Annotated in this window: 22 protein-coding genes; 8 read left to right on the forward strand and 14 right to left on the reverse strand. The window is 60.9% G+C overall.

Annotated features, from left to right (window positions below):
• Window positions 1–214 precede the first annotated feature (214 nt).
• The 3 genes from rdgC (at window position 215) to sugE (ending at window position 2,681) form a co-directional block, all read left to right on the forward strand.
• Window positions 215–1,135, forward strand: coding sequence for a recombination-associated protein RdgC (gene rdgC, locus ACW9HX_RS26730; RefSeq protein ID WP_007950430.1), 921 nt, complete (start codon window positions 215–217; stop codon window positions 1,133–1,135).
• Between the two features lie 147 nt (window positions 1,136–1,282).
• The gene (locus tag ACW9HX_RS26735) at window positions 1,283–2,248 is read left to right on the forward strand and encodes a bile acid:sodium symporter family protein (protein ID WP_457382895.1); all 966 of its coding nucleotides are present in this window, start codon (window positions 1,283–1,285) and stop codon (window positions 2,246–2,248) included.
• 118 nt (window positions 2,249–2,366) lie between these two features.
• Window positions 2,367–2,681 carry a quaternary ammonium compound efflux SMR transporter SugE gene (sugE, locus tag ACW9HX_RS26740; RefSeq protein WP_085732315.1) on the forward strand — a complete coding sequence of 105 codons (315 nt, stop codon included), beginning with the start codon at window positions 2,367–2,369 and terminating at the stop codon, window positions 2,679–2,681.
• 104 nt (window positions 2,682–2,785) lie between these two features.
• Here sugE and ACW9HX_RS26745 read toward each other — a convergent pair whose 3' ends face one another.
• The 4 genes from ACW9HX_RS26745 to ACW9HX_RS26760 all read right to left on the reverse strand — a co-directional run bounded on the left by ACW9HX_RS26745 (window position 2,786) and on the right by ACW9HX_RS26760 (window position 7,567).
• Complete coding sequence (locus ACW9HX_RS26745) at window positions 2,786–4,660, reverse strand: MFS transporter (RefSeq protein ID WP_457382896.1); 1,875 nt, start codon at window positions 4,658–4,660, stop codon at window positions 2,786–2,788.
• Between the two features lie 98 nt (window positions 4,661–4,758).
• Window positions 4,759–5,910 carry a TDT family transporter gene (locus tag ACW9HX_RS26750; protein ID WP_457382897.1) on the reverse strand — a complete coding sequence of 384 codons (1,152 nt, stop codon included), beginning with the start codon at window positions 5,908–5,910 and terminating at the stop codon, window positions 4,759–4,761.
• A gap of 105 nt (window positions 5,911–6,015) precedes the next feature.
• Complete coding sequence (locus ACW9HX_RS26755; RefSeq protein ID WP_457382898.1) at window positions 6,016–6,327, reverse strand: cupin domain-containing protein; 312 nt, start codon at window positions 6,325–6,327, stop codon at window positions 6,016–6,018.
• A gap of 52 nt (window positions 6,328–6,379) precedes the next feature.
• The gene (locus tag ACW9HX_RS26760) at window positions 6,380–7,567 is read right to left on the reverse strand and encodes an MFS transporter (RefSeq protein WP_457382899.1); all 1,188 of its coding nucleotides are present in this window, start codon (window positions 7,565–7,567) and stop codon (window positions 6,380–6,382) included.
• 91 nt (window positions 7,568–7,658) lie between these two features.
• On the opposite strand from ACW9HX_RS26760, the gene ACW9HX_RS26765 reads away from it, so the two are divergent.
• Both ACW9HX_RS26765 and ACW9HX_RS26770 read left to right on the forward strand, forming a co-directional pair.
• A complete protein-coding gene (locus tag ACW9HX_RS26765) occupies window positions 7,659–8,201 on the forward strand; it encodes a TetR/AcrR family transcriptional regulator (RefSeq protein ID WP_457382900.1) in 543 nt (180 codons plus the stop codon).
• A 136-nt stretch (window positions 8,202–8,337) separates the two neighbouring features.
• On the forward strand, window positions 8,338–11,808 hold the full coding sequence (locus ACW9HX_RS26770) for a hybrid sensor histidine kinase/response regulator (RefSeq protein ID WP_457382901.1): 3,471 nt from the start codon (window positions 8,338–8,340) through the stop codon (window positions 11,806–11,808).
• A 9-nt stretch (window positions 11,809–11,817) separates the two neighbouring features.
• On the opposite strand, the gene rmuC is transcribed toward ACW9HX_RS26770, so the two are convergent.
• Together rmuC and ACW9HX_RS26780 are read right to left on the reverse strand one after the other, a co-directional pair.
• Complete coding sequence (gene rmuC / locus ACW9HX_RS26775; protein ID WP_457382911.1) at window positions 11,818–13,182, reverse strand: DNA recombination protein RmuC; 1,365 nt, start codon at window positions 13,180–13,182, stop codon at window positions 11,818–11,820.
• Window positions 13,183–13,357: 175 nt separating this feature from the next.
• Window positions 13,358–13,681, reverse strand: a complete 324-nt coding sequence (locus ACW9HX_RS26780) for a sel1 repeat family protein (protein WP_457382902.1) — start codon at window positions 13,679–13,681, stop codon at window positions 13,358–13,360.
• 954 nt (window positions 13,682–14,635) lie between these two features.
• Between ACW9HX_RS26780 and ACW9HX_RS26785 the strand changes: the two genes are divergently transcribed.
• From ACW9HX_RS26785 to ACW9HX_RS26795, 3 genes are all read left to right on the forward strand, one after another.
• Window positions 14,636–14,860, forward strand: a complete 225-nt coding sequence (locus tag ACW9HX_RS26785) for a hypothetical protein (protein WP_007950419.1) — start codon at window positions 14,636–14,638, stop codon at window positions 14,858–14,860.
• Window positions 14,861–15,136: 276 nt separating this feature from the next.
• Window positions 15,137–15,619 carry a hypothetical protein gene (locus tag ACW9HX_RS26790; RefSeq protein WP_085732306.1) on the forward strand — a complete coding sequence of 161 codons (483 nt, stop codon included), beginning with the start codon at window positions 15,137–15,139 and terminating at the stop codon, window positions 15,617–15,619.
• A 146-nt stretch (window positions 15,620–15,765) separates the two neighbouring features.
• Complete coding sequence (locus tag ACW9HX_RS26795) at window positions 15,766–17,037, forward strand: OmpP1/FadL family transporter (protein ID WP_457382903.1); 1,272 nt, start codon at window positions 15,766–15,768, stop codon at window positions 17,035–17,037.
• 81 nt (window positions 17,038–17,118) lie between these two features.
• Here the strand turns inward: ACW9HX_RS26795 and ACW9HX_RS26800 are convergent, their stop codons facing one another.
• The 8 genes from ACW9HX_RS26800 to cobU are packed head-to-tail and all read right to left on the reverse strand — an operon-like array spanning window position 17,119 to window position 22,457.
• Window positions 17,119–17,679 carry a glutathione peroxidase gene (locus ACW9HX_RS26800; protein ID WP_457382904.1) on the reverse strand — a complete coding sequence of 187 codons (561 nt, stop codon included), beginning with the start codon at window positions 17,677–17,679 and terminating at the stop codon, window positions 17,119–17,121.
• Window positions 17,680–17,732: 53 nt separating this feature from the next.
• A complete protein-coding gene (locus ACW9HX_RS26805) occupies window positions 17,733–17,858 on the reverse strand; it encodes a hypothetical protein (protein ID WP_457382905.1) in 126 nt (41 codons plus the stop codon).
• Window positions 17,855–19,063 carry an MFS transporter gene (locus ACW9HX_RS26810; RefSeq protein WP_457382906.1) on the reverse strand — a complete coding sequence of 403 codons (1,209 nt, stop codon included), beginning with the start codon at window positions 19,061–19,063 and terminating at the stop codon, window positions 17,855–17,857. Before ACW9HX_RS26810 ends, ACW9HX_RS26805 begins: the two co-directional genes overlap by 4 nt.
• A 54-nt stretch (window positions 19,064–19,117) precedes the next feature.
• Entirely contained in the window at window positions 19,118–19,522 is a 405-nt protein-coding gene (locus tag ACW9HX_RS26815; protein ID WP_007950413.1) for a MarR family winged helix-turn-helix transcriptional regulator, read from the reverse strand.
• Window positions 19,523–19,578: 56 nt separating this feature from the next.
• Window positions 19,579–20,310: an adenosylcobinamide-GDP ribazoletransferase gene (locus ACW9HX_RS26820; protein ID WP_457382907.1), complete on the reverse strand. Its 732-nt coding sequence runs from the start codon at window positions 20,308–20,310 to the stop codon at window positions 19,579–19,581.
• A 1-nt stretch (window position 20,311) separates the two neighbouring features.
• Window positions 20,312–20,887, reverse strand: coding sequence for an alpha-ribazole phosphatase family protein (gene cobC, locus ACW9HX_RS26825; RefSeq protein WP_457382908.1), 576 nt, complete (start codon window positions 20,885–20,887; stop codon window positions 20,312–20,314).
• Window positions 20,884–21,939: a nicotinate-nucleotide--dimethylbenzimidazole phosphoribosyltransferase gene (gene cobT, locus ACW9HX_RS26830; protein WP_457382909.1), complete on the reverse strand. Its 1,056-nt coding sequence runs from the start codon at window positions 21,937–21,939 to the stop codon at window positions 20,884–20,886. Before cobT ends, cobC begins: the two co-directional genes overlap by 4 nt.
• Complete coding sequence (gene cobU / locus ACW9HX_RS26835; RefSeq protein WP_457382910.1) at window positions 21,936–22,457, reverse strand: bifunctional adenosylcobinamide kinase/adenosylcobinamide-phosphate guanylyltransferase; 522 nt, start codon at window positions 22,455–22,457, stop codon at window positions 21,936–21,938. The genes cobT and cobU overlap by 4 nt, the downstream gene beginning before the upstream one ends.
• Window positions 22,458–22,568: the final 111 nt, after the last annotated feature.

Here is a 22,568-nt window from a genome sequence, read left to right on the forward strand (position 1 = left end):
AACCGCCGACATTCTGCTTGTAAGGCAGACGCTCTCCCAGCTGAGCTAATCACCCTTCGCTTCGGTGTGGCGCGCATTCTACGGAGCGACCCAACCTCTGGCAAGCACTTTTTTAATTAATTTTCTCAGGCCTTCCAAAGGCTTAGAGAAGGGTTGGCCTATGACCCGGCGAAGACAATAATGCCCCCCTTTGTATAAAGGAGAGACTCACCCCATGTGGTTCAAGAACCTGCTTATCTATCGCCTGACCCAAGACCTGCCTGTCGATGCCGAGGCGCTGGAAACTGCACTGGCCACCAAACTGGCGCGTCCATGTGCAAGCCAGGAGTTGACCACCTACGGTTTCGTCGCGCCGTTCGGCAAGGGCGAAGATGCACCACTGGTGCACGTCAGCGGTGACTTCCTGCTGATCTCCGCCCGTAAGGAAGAACGCATTCTGCCGGGCAGCGTCGTGCGCGACGCGGTCAAGGAAAAGGTCGAAGAGATCGAAGCCGAGCAGATGCGCAAGGTCTATAAGAAGGAACGCGACCAGATCAAGGATGAAATCATCCAGGCGTTCCTGCCGCGCGCCTTTATTCGCCGTTCGTCGACCTTCGCCGCCATCGCGCCGAAGCAGGGCCTGATCCTGGTCAACTCGGCCAGCCCGAAACGCGCCGAAGACCTGCTTTCCACCCTGCGTGAAGTGATCGGCACCCTGCCGGTTCGTCCGCTGACCGTGAAAACCGCGCCGACTGCCGTGATGACCGAATGGGTTACCACCCAGCAAGCCGCCCCGGACTTCTTCGTCCTGGACGAATGCGAACTACGCGACACCCACGAAGATGGCGGCATCGTGCGTTGCAAGCGTCAGGACCTGACCAGCGAAGAAATCCAGCTGCACCTGAGCACTGGCAAAGTGGTGACTCAATTGTCGCTGGCCTGGCAGGACAAGTTGTCGTTCATGCTCGACGACAAAATGACCGTCAAGCGCCTGAAGTTCGAAGATCTGTTGCAGGATCAGGCGGAACAGGACGGCGGCGACGAAGCCCTCGGCCAACTGGACGCCAGCTTCACCCTGATGATGCTGACGTTCGGCGACTTCCTGCCGGCGCTGGTTGAAGCATTGGGCGGTGAAGAGACTCCACAGGGAATCTAAAGCCTGCGAGTCAAAAACTGTGGGAGCGAGACTGCTCGCGATAGGGCCATTGCACTCAACATTTTTTGTCGACTGTAACGCCGCCATCGCGAGCAGGCTCGCTCCCACACTCGTTTCTGCAGCTCTATCAATAATAAGGAACAGGCCATGCGCGCACTGGCTGCACTGAGTCGTTTTGTCGGCAACACCTTCGCTTACTGGGTTCTGATTTTCGCCGTGGTCGCGTTTCTGCAACCGGCCTGGTTCCTCGGTCTGAAAGGCGCAATCGTGCCGCTGCTCGGGCTGGTGATGTTCGGCATGGGCCTGACGCTCAAACTCGACGACTTCGCCGCCGTCGCCCGCCATCCATGGCGCGTGGCGCTGGGCGTGGTTGCGCATTTCGTGATCATGCCGGGGATGGCGTGGTTGCTTTGCCAGGTTTTTCACCTGCCGCCGGAAATCGCCGTCGGGGTGATTCTGGTCGGTTGCTGCCCGAGCGGCACTTCTTCGAACGTCATGACCTGGCTGGCCCGGGGCGACCTGGCGCTGTCGGTGGCCATCGCCGCCGTCACCACCCTCCTCGCCCCGCTGCTGACACCGGCGCTGATCTGGCTGTTGGCTTCGGCCTGGTTGCCGGTTTCGTTCATGGAGTTGTTCTGGTCGATCCTGCAAGTGGTGCTGCTGCCAATCATCCTCGGCGTGGTCGCGCAACGTGTGCTCGGCGACAAGGTTCGCCACGCGGTGGAAGTATTGCCGCTGGTGTCAGTGGTCAGCATTGTGATCATCGTTGCCGCGGTGGTGGCCGCCAGTCAGGCGAAAATCGCCGAATCCGGTCTGCTGATCATGGCCGTGGTGATGCTGCACAACAGTTTCGGCTATTTGCTGGGTTACTTCACCGGCCGCCTGTTCGGCTTGCCGCTAGCGCAGCGCAAATCTTTGGCGCTGGAAGTCGGCATGCAGAACTCGGGGTTGGGCGCCGCGCTGGCCAGTGCGCACTTTTCGCCGCTGGCAGCGGTGCCGAGCGCGCTGTTCAGCGTGTGGCACAATATTTCCGGGGCGCTTCTGTCGACCTACTTCCGCCGAATGAGCGAAAAACAAGACCGTGAAACGTTGGCCCAACAGGCCGCCGACTGAGCCCGGATCAATGCGCGGCGCACATTTTTAGGTACCATGTGCGCCACGCGGGGACGACCCTGCGGCTCAATCGAGTTTTCAATCTGGGGACGGCCCCGTCAATCGATGGAGGTCTTTCATGTCCTGGATCATTCTGTTTTTCGCCGGCCTGTTCGAAGTCGGCTGGGCCGTCGGCCTGAAATACACCGATGGCTTCAGCCGTCCGCTTCCCACCGTTCTCACTGTCGCCGCCATGGCTGTCAGCCTTGGCCTGCTCGGTCTGGCGATGAAGGAATTGCCGCTGGGCACGGCCTATGCGATCTGGACCGGAGTCGGGGCCGTGGGCACGGTGATTGCCGGGATCATTCTGTTTGGCGAGTCGATGGCGTTGATTCGGCTGGCCAGCGTTGCGCTGATCATTACCGGGTTGATCGGGCTCAAGGTCAGCGCTTAATTCACTACCGCTATCGCGAGCAGGCTCGCTCCCACAGTAGTTCTGTATTCACAGTTCCAATGTGGGAGCGAGCCTGCTCGCGATGAGGTCCGCACAATTACCGACTATCTGACCGTCCCGCGCAATTCCCCGACCAACGCCTGCAACTCGGCAGGCTGCGCCGCCTCAACCGCCACTGGCGAACCCGCCACCAGCGTCACCCGCGACCACAAGCGGTGAAACAGCCCTTTATTGGGATCGCGGCTGAAGAAACTCCCCCACAATCCCTGCAACGCCAGTGGAATCACCGGCACCGGTGTCTCTTCGAGAATCCGCGTCAACCCGCCCTTGAACTCGTTGATCTCGCCATCGGCAGTCAGCTTGCCTTCCGGGAAAATGCACACCAACTCCCCGTCCTTCAGATACTGGGCAATCCGGTTGAAGGCCTTTTCGTAAATCTGGATATCTTCCTGACGTCCGGCGATCGGAATGGCGCCCGCCGTGCGGAAGATAAAGTTCAGCACCGGCAGGTTGTAGATCTTGTAGTACATGACAAAGCGAATCGGCCGACGCACCGCACCACCAATCAGCAACGCATCGACAAACGAAACGTGGTTGCATACCAGCAACGCCGCGCCCTCATCGGGAATCGCTTCCAGGTTGCGATGCTCGACGCGGTACATGGAATGGCTGAGCAGCCAGATCATGAAACGCATGCTGAACTCGGGGACGATTTTGAAGATGTAGGCATTGACACCAATGTTCAGCAGCGACACCACCAGGAACAGCTGTGGAATCGACAGTTTGACCACACTCAACAACACGATGGAGACGATGGCCGAAATCACCATGAACAGCGCGTTGAGAATGTTGTTGGCGGCAATCACCCGCGCCCGCTCGTTCTCGGCGGTGCGCGACTGGATCAGTGCATACAACGGCACGATGTAGAAACCACCAAAGATGCCGAGACCTAGGATGTCGACCAGCACCGCCCAGGCGTGACCGAAGCCGAGCACCTCAGTCCAGCTATGGCCAACGGCGCTTTCAGGAATCCCGCCGGAATGCCACCACAGCAACAGCCCGAAAACCGTCAGGCCAAACGAACCGAACGGCACCAGGCCGATCTCGACTTTGCGCCCGGAAAGCTTCTCGCAGAGCATCGAACCGAGGGCGATACCGACCGAGAACACCGTAAGAATCAGGGTGACCACGGTTTCGTCACCGTGCATCAACTCCTTGGCGTAGGCCGGAATCTGTGTCAGATAAATCGCCCCGACGAACCAGAACCACGAGTTGCCGACAATCGAGCGAGACACGGCCGGGGTTTGGCCCAATCCGAGCTTCAGCGTGGCCCAGGACTGGCTGAAAATGTTCCAGTTCAGGCGCATTTCCGGAGAGGCCGCCGCCGCCCGGGGAATGCTGCGGCTGGCGAGGTAACCGAGTACAGCGATGCCGACAATCGCGGTGGATACCAGCGGCGCATAGTGCGACGAGGACATGATGACCCCGGCGCCAATGGTGCCGGCCAGGATCGCCAGGAACGTGCCCATTTCCACCAGTCCGTTGCCGCCGACCAGCTCATCCTCGTGCAAGGCCTGCGGCAGGATCGAGTACTTCACCGGCCCGAACAGCGCCGAGTGAGTGCCCATGGCGAACAGCGCCACCAGCATCAGCGACAGGTGATCGAACAGGAAACCGACGGATCCCACGGCCATGATGGCGATTTCTGCGAGCTTGATCAGACGGATCAACGCGTCCTTGGCAAACTTTTCGCCGAACTGTCCGGCCAGCGCCGAAAACAGGAAAAACGGCAGAATAAACAGCAGCGCACACAGGTTGACCCAGATCGAGCGGTCACCCTCGATGGTCAGCCGGTAGAGAATGGCGAGGATCAGCGACTGTTTGAACACGTTGTCGTTGAACGCGCCCAGCGACTGGGTGATGAAGAACGGCAGGAAGCGCCGGGTACGCAGCAGGTTGAACTGTGAGGGGTGACTCATCTTCCGTGTGTCCCTGATGTTGGGTAGCGAGTGGCCTGGATACGTTTATTGGAATGTCGATCCGCGATCCAGGCCACACCTTACCTAAACTTTTCAGGTTATTTCTTCAAACCTGCAATGCATGGCGAAACAAACAGCTCACCGCGCCATGCACCTTGCAGCGTGCGCTTGCCAACGATCAGCCACATCACCGCCAGCAACGTCACCAGCACACAACCGGCCACGCTGAAAAACGTCAGGTTCAATGTGCTGCCCAGTTTCAGGGTCGCCAGCGAATACACACCCAACGGGAAGGTAAATCCCCACCAGCCGAGGTTGAACGGGATGCCGTCGCGCAGGTAGCGCACGGTGATCAGCAGCGCCATCAACATCCACCACAAGCCAAAGCCCCAGAGCGTGATCCCGGCCACCAGGCCCAGGCCCGAAGCGATTTCACCGATCCCCGGCAGGCCATTGGCCGCAAAGATCGCTGGCGCATCGCCGCCCAGCAGCAACATGCCCAGGGCACCGGTGCCGATCGGCCCCAATGCGAGCCAGCTCGACGCCGCCATGTTTTCGTGGGGCAGTTTGTGCAACGCCATGCGCAGCAGCAGGATGGTCAGAATGCTGAACGCCACCGGCAGGGAAAAGGCCCAGAGCACGTAACTTGTCGCCAGCACCACCAGTTGCGAGTGCGCATCGGCGAGATGCGGCGCCAGCAGACCGCCGCTGGCCGCCGCCACTTCCGCCGCCACCACTGGCAACAGCCAGACAGCGGTCATCTGATCGATGCTGTGTTCCTGACGGGTAAACATCATGTAGGGAATCAGCACACCGCAAGCCAGCGACATCGCCACGTCCAGCCACCACAGCACTTCAGCCAAGTGAATGGCGCCCTCGCCCCAGCGCGGCAGGCCGAACAACAGAAAACCGTTGATGATGGTCGCCAGGCCCATGGGGATGGTACCGAAGAACATCGAAACCGTGGAATGGCCGAAGATCCGCCGCGCTTCGTCGAAAAACAGAATCCAGCGCGCCGCGTAGGCAACAGTAAACAGCGCAAACAACAAAATGTTGAACATCCACAGCCCTTCGGCCACAGCGTGCAGCCCCGGGATGGCGACGGGCAATTGCGCCAGCGCCAACGCCAGCACACCGGTACCCATGGTCGCGGCGAACCAGTTCGGCGTGAATTGACGAATCACTTCGCGGGGATGTTGAAGCTGCTTGAACGGCTTGATGCCGGGCTTGGCACTGTTCGGGCAAATCATCATGAACTCCTGTCCTCAGGTGAGGTTAAGTCCATGGTAGAACCGAATCGAATATCTATATAACGGGTAATTTCTCTAACTGTTATCTGTTTTGTAGATATGCCGTCAGACACTGCCTTCGGTTTCGATCACCAGAATCCGTGCAGCGCCTTGTGGATGGGCAACATGTTCAGTGCCGACAGACGCGTAAAAAATGTCGCCGACATCAAGCTGAACCTGCCTTTCCTCCCCCTCTTCGCGGTAGTGCATGAGCACTTGACCGTCGAGTACCACGAACACTTCCTCGCCGTCGTTGACGTGCCATTTGTACGGCTGATCGGTCCAGTGCAGACGCGTGGTGATGCCGTTCATGTTGGCGATGTCGAGCGCACCCCAGGCACGCTCGGCGGTAAAGGATTTGCTGCGGATAATCTTCATGAGTCGATCCGTGAGAAGAATGGGCTGACCAAGGCTAACCGAATCTTCAGGCTTATGGCGCACTGCAGGTCTTGGCCGCTTGCGGGCGGAAGCTCATCAGCAGCGCGCCGACCGCCAGCACGATCAGCACCGCGCCATACACATCAGTGGTGGCAAGCAGGCCCAGGCTGTGGGTGAAATGCCCGGCCAGCAATGCCGGCAGGCAGAACGCCAGGTAACTCAGCACATAAAATGCCGACATCAAACCTGCGCGCTCATGAGGCAACGCCAGCGGCACCAGGCTGCGCACCGCACCAAGAAACCCGGCGCCAAATCCACAGCCGGCGACCAGCGTGCCGAGGAAGAACAGCGACAGACTGGCGCTGTGCACGCCCAGCAGCATCAGCACGATCCCGGCCGGCAGCAGGCTTGCGCCCAGTTGCAGCGCCCGGGAGGCTGGACGATTGCGCAAGGTGAAGATCATCAGCGCACCGGTTACGGTCAACGCTGCCACGGTTGCGCCGCCGATCAGATTCGAAGTCGAACCGGTCGCCGTGCGCACCAGCGATGGAGCGAGCGAGGCATAGAAACCGCCGAGCGCCCAGGTCGCGGTGTTCAGCGGCAATACTCGCCACAGGGTTGAACGCGCCTGAACCGGCACATGCAGCGTCGGACGCAGCGAAGCCCATGCCCCGGCTTGCGGCGAGACTCTTTCCGGCAAGCGCCAGACGTAAATGCCCTGCAACACAAACAGCGCAAGCAACAGCCAATAGGTCAGTTGCAGTGGGGCTGGAGCGAACTCCGCCAGCAAACCGCAACCCATCGCGCCGAGCGCCATGCCCAGTAGCGGCGCCACGCTGTTGACCAGCGGCCCTTGCTGGCGGTCGGTGTCCAGCAACGTCGCGCTGAGAACCGCCGTGGCCATACCGGTGGCAAAGCCCTGCAACACCCGCGCTCCGATCAGCCAGCCCACGCTGTCGGCGTTGATGAACAGCAGCATCGCCAGTGCATTCAGGACAACGGCGGTGAAGATTACCGGTTTGCGTCCCAGGTGATCCGACAGCGATCCGACGGTCAATAACGCCGCCAGCAGACTCAACGCGTAGACCCCGAAAATCAGGGTCAACACCGCCGCGGAAAAATGCAGTTGATCCTGATACAGATGGTACAACGGCGTCGGCGCGGTGGAAGCGGCGAGAAAACTGAGTAAGGTGATCGCCAGAAACCATAGGCTGGAACGGTTGGAAGCAAGGCTGGACATGGACGCACTCCTTAAAAGCTATTTTTTTGCTTTTGCGGAGTGTGCTCCCGACTTGCGCTTAAAGCAAATTCTTTGTGTTAAGGTCAGGCACATGCCTATTAAAGAAAGTAGCCGCCCCGGCGGTCGTAGCGCCCGAGTGCAGGAATCGATCCACGGCGCCGTACGCGCACTCCTCGAAGAACAGGAGCGCTCCACCGTGACCGTTCCGCAAATCGCCGCGCGGGCCGGGGTCACGCCCTCGACCATTTACCGGCGCTGGGGCGATCTGTCGGCGCTGCTCGCCGACGTCGCCCTCGCCCGCCTGCGCCCAGAAAGCGATCCTTTGGAAACCGGCAGCCTGCGCGGCGATATCCGCGCCTGGGCCGAGCAGTATCTGGACGAAATGAGTTCCGAGCCGGGGCGCAATGTCATGCGCGATGTGCAGGCAAGCGCCACACCGGGATTCTGCATCGCGATCATTGCCGATCAGTTGCAGACCATCGTCGATCGCTTTCCGGATCAGTCGCCACCAAGCGTGGACCACCTGATCAATCTGGTGGTTTCGCCAACGGTGTTCCGCATCCTGTTTGCCGTGGAACCGCTGGAAGTCGAAGAACTGCACCGGTTGATCGACATCGCGCTGCGTCAGGACTGACAGCGCAGAACCGCCCGGTTCTGCGCCTGCGACACCCCGCCACGCCACGACCTTGGTCGACACTGACTAACCGCCGCGCGCATGCGAGACTGTCTGGCCGGACGCGAGTCCGGTCGTATTTTGTCGGGAGTGCTCCATGTCGTTGTCCACCGGGCTGATCGCCGCCGTCGCCCTGGCCTATATGGCCATCATGTTCGCTATCGCCTTCTACGGCGACCGTCGCAGCGCGCCGTTGCCGCCGCGAATGCGTGCCTGGGTGTACAGCCTGTCGCTGGCGGTCTACTGCACCAGCTGGACGTTCTTTGGCGCGGTCGGTCAGGCGGCCGAACAGCTGTGGTCATTCCTGCCGATTTACCTCGGGCCGATCCTGCTGTTGCTGGGCGCGCCGTGGGTTCTGCAAAAAATGGTGATGATCAGCAAACAGGAGAACATCACCTCCATCGCCGACTTCATCGCCGCCCGTTACGGCAAATCCCAATCGCTGGCGGTGGTCGTCGCGCTGATCTGCCTGGTCGGCGTTCTCCCTTATATAGCCCTGCAGCTCAAAGGCATCGTCCTCGGCGTGAATCTGCTGATCGGCGCCGGTGCTGATGCCATGGGCACCCGTGCCCAGGACACGGCGCTGATCGTGTCACTGGTGCTGGCCTTGTTCACGATCGTTTTCGGTACGCGCAACCTTGACGCCACCGAGCACCACCGGGGCATGGTGCTGGCGATTGCGTTCGAGTCGCTGGTCAAGCTGTTCGCCTTCCTCGCCGTCGGCGCCTTCGTCACCTACGGGCTGTATGACGGCTTCGACGACCTGTTCAATCAGGCCATGCTCGCCCCGCGCCTTGAGGAGTACTGGAAAGAAACCATCAACTGGCCATCGATGGTGGTGCAGACCGGCGTGGCGATGATGGCAATCATCTGCCTGCCCCGGCAGTTCCACGTGACGGTGGTGGAGAACATCGACCCACAGGATTTGCGCCTGGCCAAGTGGGTGTTCCCGACCTATCTCGCCTTGGCAGCACTGTTCGTAGTCCCGATCGCCCTGGCCGGTCAGATGATGCTGCCCAGCTCCGTCCTCCCGGATTCATTCGTCATCAGCCTGCCGCTGGCCCAGGCCCACCCGGCGCTGGCGATGCTGGCGTTCATTGGCGGCGCCTCGGCGGCCACCGGCATGGTGATCGTGGCGAGCGTGGCGCTATCGACCATGGTATCCAACGACATGCTGTTGCCATGGCTGTTGCGGCGCAACAATGCCGAGCGGCCGTTCGAAGTGTTCCGCCAGTGGATGCTCTCGGTGCGCCGGGTGAGCATCGTGGTCATTCTGTTGCTGGCTTACGTCAGCTACCGCTTGCTCGGTTCCACCGCGAGCCTGGCGACCATCGGCCAGATAGCTTTCGCCGCCGTGACTCAACTGGCGCCAGCCATGCTCGGCGCACTGTACTGGAAACAGGCCAACCGTCGCGGCGTGTTCGCCGGCCTCGCCGCTGGCACATTCCTGTGGTTCTACACCCTGATTCTGCCGATTGCCGCCCGCAGCCTCGGCTGGTCGCTGGACACTTTCCCCGGTCTGGCATGGCTGCACAGCAACCCGCTGAACCTGCCGATCACCCCGCTGACCCAAGGCGTGGTGCTGTCGCTGGCGGGTAACTTCACCCTGTTTGCCTGGGTCTCTGTGCTGTCGCGCACGCGGGTATCGGAACACTGGCAGGCCGGGCGTTTCATCGGTCAGGAAATCAGCGCCCGCCCCAGCGCCCGCTCGATGCTGGCGGTGCAGATCGACGACTTGCTGCAACTGGCCGCACGGTTTGTCGGTGAAGAACGTGCACGCCAGAGCTTCATCCGCTTCGCCTATCGCCAGGGCAAGGGTTTCAACCCGAACCAGAACGCCGACGGTGAATGGATCGCCCACACCGAGCGCTTGCTGGCCGGCGTCCTCGGCGCTTCTTCGACGCGGGCCGTAGTAAAAGCCGCCATCGAAGGTCGGGAAATGCAGTTGGAGGACGTCGTCCGGATCGCCGACGAAGCCTCGGAAGTGTTGCAGTTCAACCGTGCGCTGCTGCAAGGCGCCATCGAGAACATCACCCAGGGCATCAGCGTGGTCGACCAGTCATTGAAACTGGTGGCCTGGAACCGGCGCTATCTGGAGCTGTTCAACTACCCGGACGGCTTGATCAGTGTCGGCCGGCCGATTGCCGACATCATTCGCTACAACGCCGAGCGCGGCTTGTGCGGCCCCGGAGAAGCGGAAGTCCATGTCGCCCGGCGCCTGCATTGGATGCGTCAGGGCCGCGCTCACACCTCCGAGCGACTCTTCCCCAACGGCCGGGTGATCGAACTGATCGGCAACCCGATGCCCGGCGGCGGTTTCGTCATGAGTTTCACCGACATCACCGCTTTCCGCGAAGCCGAGCAGGCGCTGACCGAGGCCAATGAAGGGCTGGAGCAGCGGGTCAGCGAACGGACTCAGGAACTGTCGCAGCTCAACGTCGCACTGACAGAAGCCAAGGGCAACGCCGAGGCGGCCAACCAGTCGAAAACCCGCTTCCTCGCGGCGGTCAGCCACGATTTGATGCAACCCTTGAACGCCGCGCGGCTGTTCTCTGCCGCCCTCTCCCATCAGGACGATGGCTTGAGCGGTGAAGCGCAGAAACTGGTGCAGCATCTGGACAGTTCGCTGCGTTCGGCCGAAGACCTGATCAGCGACCTGCTGGACATTTCCCGCCTGGAAAACGGCAAGATCAACCCGGATCGCAAGCCGTTCGCGGTCAATGAGCTGTTTGATATCCTCGGCGCCGAGTTCAAGGCACTGGCTCAGGAACAGGGCCTGAATTTCCGGGTGCGCGGCAGTCATTTGCGCATCGACAGCGACATCAAGTTGCTGCGGCGCATTCTGCAAAACTTCCTCACCAATGCCTTCCGCTACGCCAAAGGCCCGGTCTTGCTTGGCGTGCGTCGGCGACAGGGCGAGGTTTGCCTGGAAGTGTGGGATCGCGGGCCGGGAATTCCGGAAGACAAGCAGCAAGTGATTTTCGAAGAATTCAAACGCCTCGACAGCCACCAGACCCGTGCCGAGAAAGGCCTGGGCCTGGGTCTGGCGATTGCCGACGGCTTGTGCCGGGTGCTCGGGCATACCTTGCGTGTACGTTCATGGCCGGGGCGCGGCAGCGTGTTCAGTGTGCGGGTGCCTCTGGCTCGTACACAGACCGTCCAGCCGAGCGCGGCAGTCGAGGTCAACGGCAAGTTGCACAGCGGCGCGCAGGTGCTGTGCATCGACAACGAAGACAGCATTCTGATCGGCATGAACAGCCTGCTCACGCGCTGGGGTTGTCAGGTGTGGACGGCGCGCAACCGCGAAGAATGCGCGGCGCTGCTCAACGATGGCGTGCGACCGCAACTGGCGCTGGTGGACTTCCATCTCGATCACGGCGAGACCGGCACCGACCTGATGGCGTGGTTGCGTACGAGCCTGGGTGAGCCGGTGCCCGGCGTGGTGATCAGCGCTGACGGGCATCCGGAAACCGTGGCAAAAGTGCATGCGGCGGGACTGGACTACCTGGCCAAACCGGTGAAACCGGCGGCGTTGCGGGCGCTGTTGAGTCGCTATTTGCCACTCTAGAAGAGCGACTTATTCAGGCAGCTCGACCAGGCCGTCGGCGTCGGTCATGGCGCGCTCCAGCAGATCCGCCGGCAGGCTCTTGCTGGCCCGTGCGCCGAGCAGTTTGAGCTGCTCGCTGCGGCTGACAAGGTTGCCGCGTCCTTCTGTCAGCTTGTTTCGCGCTGCGCTGTAGGCTTTGTCCAGCTGTTGCAGACGATTGCCGACTTCGTCCAGATCCTGAATGAACAGCACGAACTTGTCGTACAGCCATCCTGCACGCTCGGCGATTTCCCGGGCGTTCTGGCTCTGGCGCTCCTGCTTCCACAGGCTGTCGATGACCCGCAGGGTTGCGAGTAGCGTGGTCGGACTGACGATCACGATGTTGCGGTCGAAAGCTTCCTGGAACAGCGTCGGCTCGGCTTGCAACGCCGCGGAAAACGCCGCTTCGATGGGCACGAACAGCAAGACGAAATCGAGGCTGTGCAGGCCTTCCAGACGCTTGTAGTCCTTGCCGGCCAGGCCTTTGACGTGGCTGCGCAGCGACAGCACATGCTGCTTCATGGCGATCTGGCCGATGGCATCGTCGTCGGCCGCCACGTACTGCTGATACGCGGTGAGACTGACCTTCGAGTCGACCACCACCTGCTTGTCGCCCGGCAGATAAATGATCACATCCGGCTGGAAACGCTCGCCGTCCGGGCCCTTGAGGTTGACCTGAGTCTGGTACTCGCGGCCCTTCTCCAGCCCGGCATGTTCCAGCACCCGTTCCAGAATGAGCTCGCCCCAATTACCTTGAGTTTTCTGGCCTTTAAGGGCGCGGGTCAGGTTGGTTGCTTCATCGCTCAGGCGCAGGTTCAGTTGCTGCAGACGCTCCAGCTCCTTGGCCAGCGAGAAACGTTCACGGGCCTCGGCCTGATAGCTTTCCTCGACACGTTTTTCGAAGGACTGGATGCGCTCTTTCAACGGATCGAGCAATTGCCCGAGGCGTTGCTGGCTGGTTTCGGCGAAACGCTGCTCGCGCTCATCGAAGATCTTGCCGGCCAGTTCGGCGAACTGGGCCCGCAACTCGTCGCGGGAACCTTGCAGATCATCAAGACGCTGCTGATGGCTTTCCTGCTGCTCACGCAATTCGGCGTTCAGTGAAGCAGCCTGGGCGTCCAGGCGCCGCAGTTCAGCTTCTTTGTTGGCGCGCTCGAGGTTCCAGGCATGGGCGGCGTCACGGGCGTCGTCACGTTCGATCTGCAACAGTTCGACTTCCCGGCGCACGGCCGCAAGATCGGCTTGCTTGGAGGCATTGGCCTGACCAAGGTCGGCGATCTCGTCGCGACAGGCTTCGAGCTGGGCGTTAAGGCCGTCCTGAGCCATTTGCGCCATCGCCAGCCGCTCTTCGAGCAATGCGGCTTCAGACTCGCCAAGACTGGCCCGGCGCTGCAGTTGCCAGGCCAGCGCCAGCAGCGGCACGGCCGCGCCCGCCAACCCGAGCAAGATGCTGGTCAAGTCCATCGCCATAGTCATTTCCGCCGATCCGATAAAGCCTGAAGGTTAACCAAGGCGTCAGGTCTTGGACAGCTCAGTCTTCGATCAGGCCGAGTTCCTGTTGTGCACGTCGATCGCCTGCACGGGCGGCCTGACGCAAAAGGTCCTGGCCAATACGACGATCCCGGGCATTGCCGCACTCACGGCACATCAACTGGCCCAGGCGACTTTGCGCCGCTACCACGCCTTCTCGGGCCGGTTGCTTGAGCAGACGGCCGGCAAGATGCTTGGCGTTCCGGTTGTCGCTCAGGCGCGGGCTGTCGAGTAGCCATTCGGCCACGCGCACGGAAAATCGCTTGGGAGCGGTAACACGAGGTAGTTGGGAGGTAACAGAATCTGGAGCTGAGCGAAACTTCATAAAGCACTGTGGGACAGATCGGAGGGCGCGCCACTCTACTCTTTTTTTCGCACAGGTAAAGTTGAAAAAAAACCGGCACGCCCGTGCTAGAGCAAGCGCTAGGGACAATCCACAGAAGCTGTGGATAACTCAGTGGACAACCGCCCCCGACTCGCCGCAAAGCCTTGTGGAATGGGGCCCGCAGTCAAACTGACGATTTTTTCACCAGTAAAAAAAAGCGATGTTTTTCATTGACTTAAACTTTCGTTACAGGCAGCCACCGGGGTCAGGATCGATGTGACAGCGTCGTTACGGTCCGCGCAACTAATGTGCACAAGTACCTGTTACGCGGTTATATCGGTGCGCTTTTTCGGGTCGTTTTCGCAGCCCGGCTGGGGATAAGCCCTTATGCTCCGCTGGTTCGGCTTGCTCTCTGCAACGACCGACGGTCGGAATGCGGGCCAAATCGGGGCGGGCCGGAGCTCGTGGAACCGCGCTGCGCGTCCTTTTTAAAAATCAGGTTTGCCTTCCTCGAAGTGTTCCGTTAGTATCCGCGGCGTTAGTACCAAGCTGAAAGTCAATTCCGGTCGAACAAACCCCACGGTCTGCCTTCTCTCAAAAGAAGCCTCCTCCGACAAAGCGGGACCGACCCCTCGATGGTTTCCAGGTAAATCTTGCGACAACACAGCCTTTGAATCGAATGCAAAGGGTGCTGCCAAGACCACTTACTCTGACCGAACCAACCTGCAAATTGATCAGGATCTTCACCCCGGGCACAGAACCTTTGCCCTCGATGTGTTGCCTGCCCTCCTAAGTACCTACCTGCCAGCCCAAGCGCGCCAACTTATCAGCGCTTCAAACTGGCTGCTTTGTTCCAGTCGGGTTCTTCGTTCGGCCAATGGTGGTCGACGTTACTGGAACGTTTTAACGTTGCACGGTTCTTATCCGTGTCATTTGTAGGAACACCTAATAACTATGTCTACTCAAATCCAGACTCAGGATGCCATTCGCACCCTAACCAACGCTTTTGCTCCAATGAACTGCCTGATCATGGCCGCTCGCAAAGGCTGCTTCAGCTTCACCGTGGTCAATGAACACGGGATCGCCCGCCACAGCGAGCGTCTGTACCCCGATCAGTACTCCAGCGCCGAACCGCTGCAGGCCGTGATTGATCGCACTCGTCAGGCATTGATCGCCTGAGAGGCTGAAATGGCTGCAAAAGCAAAAGCCCCGCCTGAAACGCGGGGCTTTTTATTGCCCGATGTTTCTCTTTGGAACCTTCACGGTTAAGCACCAAGCGATATAACGGTTATAACTGCTCGCTGGAAATATTTTAAAAACAGGCCTTTACGTCGCGAATATGACACTACACTTCAACTCAAGCGGCGTGATCCGCTTCCGGCGGGCCTGATTCGATTCACAGCTGCCAAGCTCCCCTTCAGGCCTCGCCGCCCAATAACAAGAACCGAGGGTTTTATGGGTATCGCTGCCAGCGAACTGTGCCGCTATGTGATCCGCCCCACACTGATTTATCTGGGACGTCACTGCGCCACCGCCGAATCCCTGCTGCTGGGCATCGCCGCCAGCCAGTCTGCCCTGGGTTCCGCCCTGCATGACCGCCGCGGCCACGGCCTGTACCGGATTGCCGAACATCGCCACCAGGCGCTCTGGGATCATTATCTGGCGCTCGATCCGGAGCGCGCCAGTCTGGTTCGCGGCCTCGCCAGCCAGCATGCCTTTCTCAGCGGCCCGCACCTCGAACTCACTGTCAATCTGCGTTACGCCACCGCCATCGCCTGGCTGCTGGTCGAAGAGCAAAACCCCACCCTGCCCGACCCGGACGATTTGCTGGGAATGGCGCGTATCTGGCGTCAGACCTTTCAACCCCAGGGGCGTCTGCGTGATTTCACGTGCGCATGGCAAACCTGTGTTTCACCGCTGAATCAGGTCGCGTGCTGACTCATCAGTTTCGCAAGATCGCCCAACAGGCTGCGAATCTGGTCGGATTGTCCTACAAAACCGCTCTAACTCAAGCCATACGGACTATAGCGCTGGGACGAAAATGTTGGTAATTTTCGCCCCGGTGATCACCAGGAGTTCTAATAATGAAAAAAGTAATGCTCAAAACCACCCTTAGCCTCGCCGTTTCCTTGGCATCCACCCAGATTTTCGCAGCTGGCTTTGCCATCAACGAACACAGCATCAGCGGGATGGGGACTGGGTACGCCGGGCGATCTTCTTCTGCCGACGACGCAAGCACTGTTTATGGCAACCCTGCCGGCATGTCGCGCATCACGCGCGAACAAGTCACTGGCGGTGTTGCATTCCTCGATGCCAAGACCGATATCAGCGACGCCAGCTCCAGCCCTAACGGCGGCAGCAACAAAGGCGACATGGTGCCCTTCACCTCCGTACCTATGGGCTACTACGTCAAGCCGATCGACGAGCATTGGGCATTCGGCCTGGGTGTGTACGTACCCTTCGGCCTGATTACCGACTATGAAAAAGGCTTTGCCGGCCGTTACTTCGGCAGCAAGTCCGAAGTACAAGTCATCACCTTCCAGCCGACTGTCAGCTACAAGTTCAACGACGTCGTGTCGATCGGTTTCGGTCCGACCATCAACCGTATCGACGGCACCCTGGAATCCAACCTGTCGATCACTCAGGCCCTGCCGGACGGCAAGGTCAAGATCAAGGGTGACGACACCGCACTGGGCTACAACATCGGTGTGCTGGTACAGGCAACCGACACCACTCGCCTCGGCCTGACTTACCACTCGAAAGTCGACTACAAGCTCGAAGGCAACACCAAGGTCAACTACGGCGCACTCGCCGCAGTCGGTCTGGGCGCCAACCAGAAGTACGACGCTTCGCTGAAGATCACCACACCTGAATCCGTGGACTTCTCGGTCACCCAGGCGATCAACGACCGCTGGAACGTCTACGCCGGTACCACCTGGACCCGCTGGAGCCAGCTGGAAAAGATCACCGTCAAGAACTCCGGTGTACAGCCTCTGCTGGCTGGCCAGTTCGGCGAGATCACCGAAGAACAGAACTGGCATGACACCTGGGCTTACGCCATCGGTACGTCCTACCAGTTGAACAAGGAATGGGTACTGCGTACCGGTCTGACCTTCGACCAGTCGCCGACCAACAACGTCGACCGTTCGCCACGCATCCCTACCGGCGACCGTACGATCTTCAGCATCGGCGCCGGCTGGAGCCCGACCGAAGACCTGACCATCGACGTCGCTTACTCGTACCTGCAGGAAGAGAAGGTCAGCATCCGCAACGAGAACGATCGCGGCCAGACCTACGATTCCAAGTATGAAAACTCGGCAAACGGTTTCGGTGTTGGCGCAACCTACCGCTTCTGATGCTGTAAGGCGAGGCTAAACCCTCGCCCACTAAAAAGCCCCGCTCTCTCGACAGAGGCGGGGCTTTTTAGTGGGCGTCGATCAGGGTTTCAGTGGCTTTGATGCAATGGCTTTCTCGATGGCCGCCAAAAACTCCGGATCGTCAGGCTTGGTCAGGCTGGAGAAATTGGCGATCACCTTGCCCTGGCGGTCGACCACGTATTTGTAGAAATTCCACTTCGGCGCACTGCTTTGCGCGGCCAGCACCTGGAACAGATGGGTAGCATCGTCGCCACGGACTTTCTGCGGCTCGGTCATGGTGAACGTCACGCCATAGTTGGCGTAGCAGACCTTGGCGGTCTCGGCGCTGTCCTTGGACTCCTGCTTGAAGTCATTGGAGGGCACACCAAGCATCTCCAGCCCTTGCGCCTTGTAGCGCTGATTGAGCGCCTCGAGGCCTTCGAACTGCGGGGCGAAACCACAGAAGCTGGCGGTATTGATCACCACCAGCGGTTTGTCGGCGTAGTGCTGGCACAGGTCGATGGATTCCTTGGCCCGCAACTTGGGCAGCGAGCCTTGCAGCAACTCCGGACAGTCCGCGGCCTGGGCCAGTCCGGTCAACGCCATCAGCAACGCGGGAACAGCACACCAGCGCTTGAGCATGTCGGGCTTCCTTGATGCATTCGTCAGAACCCGACGTTACTCGCCCACCAAGCCTACAAGCAAGCGCCCATGCCCAACTGCATCAGCGCCAGCCCGCCCTGATGCCAGCCCCACCACACCAGCGCCAGCAACGCTGCACCGAGTGCGATGGCCAGCATTCGAGGCCAGTAGCCGTTCATGCAGCGCTCGTGTGGGCTTGCAAGCGCTCGACCGGACGCTCGCGCACCGGCCAGTTCAGTGCAGCCGCCAACAGACTCAAAAGAATCGCCACTTGCCAGATCAAGTCATAACTCCCGGTACGGTCATACACCACCCCGCCCAGCCAGCCGCCGAGGAACGAGCCGAGCTGATGGAACAGGAACACGATCCCACCGAGCATGGACAGGTTTCGCACGCCAAACAAGGTCGCCACCGTACCGTTGGTCAACGGCACGGTCGACAGCCACAGGAAGCCCATCGCCATGCCGAACAGATAGGCCGTGGTGGTCGTCACCGGCAGCCACAGGAACAGCCCGATCACCACTGCTCGCAGCAGGTACAAACCGGTCAGCAGGCGCGGCTTGGACATCCGCCCGCCGAGCCAGCCGGCGGTATAGGTGCCGAAAATATTGAACAGTCCGATCAGCGCCAGCACTGTGGTGCCGACGGTGGCCGGCAGATGCTGATCGACCAGATAGGCCGGCAGATGCACACCGATGAACACCACCTGGAAACCGCAGACAAAGAAGCCGAACGCCAGCAGCCAGAACCCGGAGTGCGAGCAGGCTTCGCGCAGGGCTTCGGACAGCGTTTGCTCATGCCCGAGCACAGGCAGCGGTTTGTCCTTGAGCATGCTCACCAGCGGCACGATCAGCGCCACCAGCAAACCCAGCACCAGCAACGCGGCAGACCAGCCGAGCCAACCGATCAGCCCGAGAGTGCCGGGCAGCATGGCGAACTGGCCGAAGGACCCGGCGGCGCTGGCGATACCCATGCCCATGCTGCGTTTTTCCGGCGGAACGGCACGACCAACCACACCGAGAATCACCGAGAACGAGGTGCCGGACAGACCGATGCCGATCAGCAAACCGGCGCTCAGGGACAAACCCAAAGCGGTCTCCGACAGCCCCATGAACACCAGGCCCAAGGCGTAAAGCACGCCACCGATCAGCACCACTTTCGCCGCACCGAAGCGGTCGGCCAGCGCGCCGGTAAACGGTTGCGCCAGGCCCCAGATGAGGTTCTGCAAGGCGATGGCGAAGGCGAACACCTCACGCCCCCACCCGAACTGGGCGCTCATCGGCGACAGGAACAGGCCAAAGCCGTGCCGCACGCCCAATGACAACGCCAGAATCAGCGCACTCCCCAGCAACACCCAACCGCACGTACGCCACATCGAACTCATTGTTATTCTCCAGTCGCGGGTATATACCCGCTTAGATTCGGAAAAAACCGGCCCTCAGGCCAGTTCATCCAATAGCCGCAGCAAGGTTTCACGCTTTTCGGCACCCAGTCGGTCGATCAACCGCTGTTGCGCCGCTTCCCAGGCCGGCAGAGCGGCTGCCAGTCGTTGTGCGCCGGTTTCGGTGAGGCGGACGATGCGGTTGCGCATGTCTTCGCCCTCGGCCAGCGCCACCAGGCCCTCGCCTTCCAGTACCCGCAGATTGCGCCCGAGAGTGCTGCGATCCAGGCCCATGGCCTCGGCCAGTTCGGAAATGCTCGGTTGATCCAGACGCTGCAAGTTGCACAGCAGAGAATACTGGGCAACGTTGATCCCGAAGCCGTCGAGAGCGCCGTCGTAATGCCTGCTGACGCCACGCGCGGCGCGACGCAGGTTGGTGCACAAACACTGAGAAGGAAGCATGATGCGTGTATATACCCGCGACTGTGTTAAATCAAGTTACAGATCAAAGTTACTTATCAAAACAAGGCCAGCCCGACCAGCACTGACATCTCCAATAACTCCAGCAGTGCGCCGGCCGTGTCACCCGTGGTTCCGCCCAGTCGCCGCACCATCAAATGCCGCAGCCAGATGAACACGACGACCGACAGCAGCAGCGCCACGACGGCGCTGAACCCGGCGATCACCACGCACGTTGCCGCGCTCACCGCCAGCACCTGCCAACCCGCTTTACGTGGCAAATGATCGGCCAGCGCCTGCCCCAACCCACCGGCCCGCACATAGGTTGTGGTGAGAAACAGCCCGAGCAGCGCTGCTCGGCCGATCAGCGGCACAATGATCAACGCCATGCCCTGCTGTTGGTCGATCAACGCCAGCAACGCGGCGAACTTGAGCAGCAGCACCAGCATCAACGTCACTACGGCGATCGGCCCGCTGCGCGGGTCCTTCATGATCGTCAGCGTACGCTCGCGATCACCAAAACCGCCGAGCCACGCATCAGCGCTGTCCGCCAGCCCATCGAGGTGCAGCGCACCGCTGAGCAACACCCACACCGTCAGCAACAGCGCGGCATGCAGCAGCAATGGCGCGCCGACCAGAGCGATGTTCAGCGCCCAGAGAATCACACCGAACAGCAATCCCACCAGCGGATAAAACAACAGCGAGCGGCCAAGTTCTTCGGGCGCCGGCATGCCCGGCAGCCGAATCGGCAGGCTGCTGAGAAATTGCAGGGCGATCCACAGAGGCAGCATGTCAGCGCACTTCCTTGAGCGAACCGTCCGCCTCGACGATCAGCGAAAACAGTGCGCCATGGCCGACTTCGACATTGAGCAATTGCTCACGGGGCAAACCACGGGCGCGGGCCAGCAACAACCGCATGACACCGCCATGACTGACCAGCAACACCCGCTCCCCCGCGTGCGCAGCATGCAGTCGCGTGACCGCCGCCAGCACCCGCGCAGAGAAATCGCTGACCGGCTCACCCTGCGGCGGGGTAAACGCATACGGATCAGCCCAGAACAGCCCCAGCGCTTCGGCATCGGTTTCCATCAACGCCGCCGCGCTCTGCCCTTCCCAGGCACCGAAATGCAGCTCCTGCAGATCCTTTTCCAGAGATACCGGCAGGTCCCGTTGCGCGCCCAACTCATCAGCGAATCGCGCGCAACGCTGCAACGGCGAACTGACCAGCCGATCCCACGGCCCCTGCCCGATCACCGCCTCGCGCATCTGCGCCCAGCCCTTTTCGGTCAGTGCATCGTCGAGACTGCCGCGCAGGCCGCCGCCGAGTTCGGTTTCACCGTGGCGCAGCAGATCCAGACGCAGCGTCATGCCGGGCGATCCGCCACCGCCGCTTCGGCGAAAGTTGCCATCTGACCGTGCAGGTCGCAGGCCAGACGCAGCAACGGCACCGCCAGCGCAGCGCCACTGCCCTCACCCAGACGCAGACCCAGCTCAAGCAGCGGTTCGGCGCCGAGGGTTTCCAGCACATGACGATGACCCGGCTCGGCGCCGCGATGACCGAACAGCAGCCATTCACGGCAAGCCGGATTCAGCCGCACCGCCACCAGCGCCGCGACCGTGCAGATGAAACCGTCCACCAGCACCGCCACACCTTCCTGAGCGCACGCCAGATACGCGCCCACCAATGCTGCAATCTCGAAGCCGCCGAGATTGAACAGGGTCTGCAACGCATCGCCACGCTGCGCCGCGTGCAGAGCCAGTGCCCGCTCGATCACCTGCGCCTTGTGGCTGACGCCTTCGGCATTCAGCCCGGTGCCGGGGCCAGTAAGGTGCGCCACCGGGCAATCGAGCAGCGCACAGGCCAACGCACTGGCAGCCGTGGTGTTGCCGATGCCCATCTCGCCACCGATAAACAGTTGCGCGCCCGCCGCCTTCGCGCGCAGCACGCTGTCGCGGCCGGCTTGCAAGGCCAGCTCGCCCTGCGCCTGAGTCATCGCCGGGCCCTTGGCGAAATTCGCCGTGCCCGGGCCGATGTTCAGGTGACGCACACCGGCAAGGTTCAGCGACGGGGTCACAGTCCCCAGATCCACCACTTCCAGCTGCGCACCGAGCTGTCGCGCCAGCACACTGATCGCTGCGCCGCCGCTGACAAAATTCAACAGCATCTGCCCGGTGACTTCCTGTGGGAACGCCGAAACCCCTTCGGCCACAACGCCGTGGTCACCGGCAAATATCGCGATCCAGACCTGATCGAGTGTCGGCTTGATCCGGCCCTGCAATCCGGCCAGTTGCACCGCCACCGATTCGAGCTGCCCGAGGGAGCCGGCGGGCTTGGTCAATTGCTGTTGACGCGCCGCGGCGTTTTCAAAGGCTTCGCGATCCACCGGTTTGCAGGGATTCAACCACCAGGCTTGAGTCATAACGCAGGTCCTTTCAGAGTCAGGGGCAGACCGGCGACCGTCAGGACGACTCGCTGACAACGCTCGGCCAGAGCTTGATGCAGCCAACCGGCTTCATCGACATAGCGGCGAGTCAATTCGCCCAGCGGCACGACACCCATTCCGGTCTCGTTGCTGACAAAAATGATTTCACCCGGCAGTGACGCCAGGCATTCGAGCAGGGCTTCGCGCTCGGCGGCGAGACGTTCGGCGTCATCGAGCATCAGCAGATTGGTCAGCCACAGGGTCAGGCAATCCACCAGCAGGCAACGTTCGGCACCGGCGGTTTCGCGCAGTACCCGGGCCAGTTCCAGCGGCTCTTCAATCAATGCCCATTCAGCGGGACGTCGCGCCCGGTGATGGGCGACGCGCTCATTCATCTCGCCGTCCAGCGGTTGGCTGGTGGCGATGTATGTCACGGCCAGCGTACTGTCAGTGGCGAGTTTTTCAGCCAGGCGACTCTTGCCGGAGCGGGCGCCGCCGAGAATCAGTTGGAGCATGGAGGCATCCTGAAAAAAATTCGTTTAGACAACTGACCTCTTCGCGGGCAAGCCCGCTCCCACAATGGATTTAGGCCAAACATGGCATTTGAGTACACCTCAGCCCCCTGT

This window comes from Pseudomonas sp. SDO52101_S400, from assembly GCF_054071635.1.

Coding starts and splice junctions, on each gene's coding strand:
- rdgC (WP_007950430.1), top strand. CDS start 215: ATGTGGTTCAAGAACCTGCTTATCTATCGCCTGACCCAAGACCTGCCT.
- ACW9HX_RS26735 (WP_457382895.1), top strand. CDS start 1,283: ATGCGCGCACTGGCTGCACTGAGTCGTTTTGTCGGCAACACCTTCGCT.
- sugE (WP_085732315.1), top strand. CDS start 2,367: ATGTCCTGGATCATTCTGTTTTTCGCCGGCCTGTTCGAAGTCGGCTGG.
- ACW9HX_RS26745 (WP_457382896.1), bottom strand. CDS start 4,660: ATGAGTCACCCCTCACAGTTCAACCTGCTGCGTACCCGGCGCTTCCTG.
- ACW9HX_RS26750 (WP_457382897.1), bottom strand. CDS start 5,910: ATGATTTGCCCGAACAGTGCCAAGCCCGGCATCAAGCCGTTCAAGCAG.
- ACW9HX_RS26755 (WP_457382898.1), bottom strand. CDS start 6,327: ATGAAGATTATCCGCAGCAAATCCTTTACCGCCGAGCGTGCCTGGGGT.
- ACW9HX_RS26760 (WP_457382899.1), bottom strand. CDS start 7,567: ATGTCCAGCCTTGCTTCCAACCGTTCCAGCCTATGGTTTCTGGCGATC.
- ACW9HX_RS26765 (WP_457382900.1), top strand. CDS start 7,659: ATGCCTATTAAAGAAAGTAGCCGCCCCGGCGGTCGTAGCGCCCGAGTG.
- ACW9HX_RS26770 (WP_457382901.1), top strand. CDS start 8,338: ATGTCGTTGTCCACCGGGCTGATCGCCGCCGTCGCCCTGGCCTATATG.
- ACW9HX_RS26780 (WP_457382902.1), bottom strand. CDS start 13,681: ATGAAGTTTCGCTCAGCTCCAGATTCTGTTACCTCCCAACTACCTCGT.
- ACW9HX_RS26785 (WP_007950419.1), top strand. CDS start 14,636: ATGTCTACTCAAATCCAGACTCAGGATGCCATTCGCACCCTAACCAAC.
- ACW9HX_RS26790 (WP_085732306.1), top strand. CDS start 15,137: ATGGGTATCGCTGCCAGCGAACTGTGCCGCTATGTGATCCGCCCCACA.
- ACW9HX_RS26795 (WP_457382903.1), top strand. CDS start 15,766: ATGAAAAAAGTAATGCTCAAAACCACCCTTAGCCTCGCCGTTTCCTTG.
- ACW9HX_RS26800 (WP_457382904.1), bottom strand. CDS start 17,679: ATGCTCAAGCGCTGGTGTGCTGTTCCCGCGTTGCTGATGGCGTTGACC.
- ACW9HX_RS26805 (WP_457382905.1), bottom strand. CDS start 17,858: ATGAACGGCTACTGGCCTCGAATGCTGGCCATCGCACTCGGTGCAGCG.
- ACW9HX_RS26810 (WP_457382906.1), bottom strand. CDS start 19,063: ATGAGTTCGATGTGGCGTACGTGCGGTTGGGTGTTGCTGGGGAGTGCG.
- ACW9HX_RS26815 (WP_007950413.1), bottom strand. CDS start 19,522: ATGCTTCCTTCTCAGTGTTTGTGCACCAACCTGCGTCGCGCCGCGCGT.
- ACW9HX_RS26820 (WP_457382907.1), bottom strand. CDS start 20,310: ATGCTGCCTCTGTGGATCGCCCTGCAATTTCTCAGCAGCCTGCCGATT.
- cobC (WP_457382908.1), bottom strand. CDS start 20,887: ATGACGCTGCGTCTGGATCTGCTGCGCCACGGTGAAACCGAACTCGGC.
- cobT (WP_457382909.1), bottom strand. CDS start 21,939: ATGACTCAAGCCTGGTGGTTGAATCCCTGCAAACCGGTGGATCGCGAA.
- cobU (WP_457382910.1), bottom strand. CDS start 22,457: ATGCTCCAACTGATTCTCGGCGGCGCCCGCTCCGGCAAGAGTCGCCTG.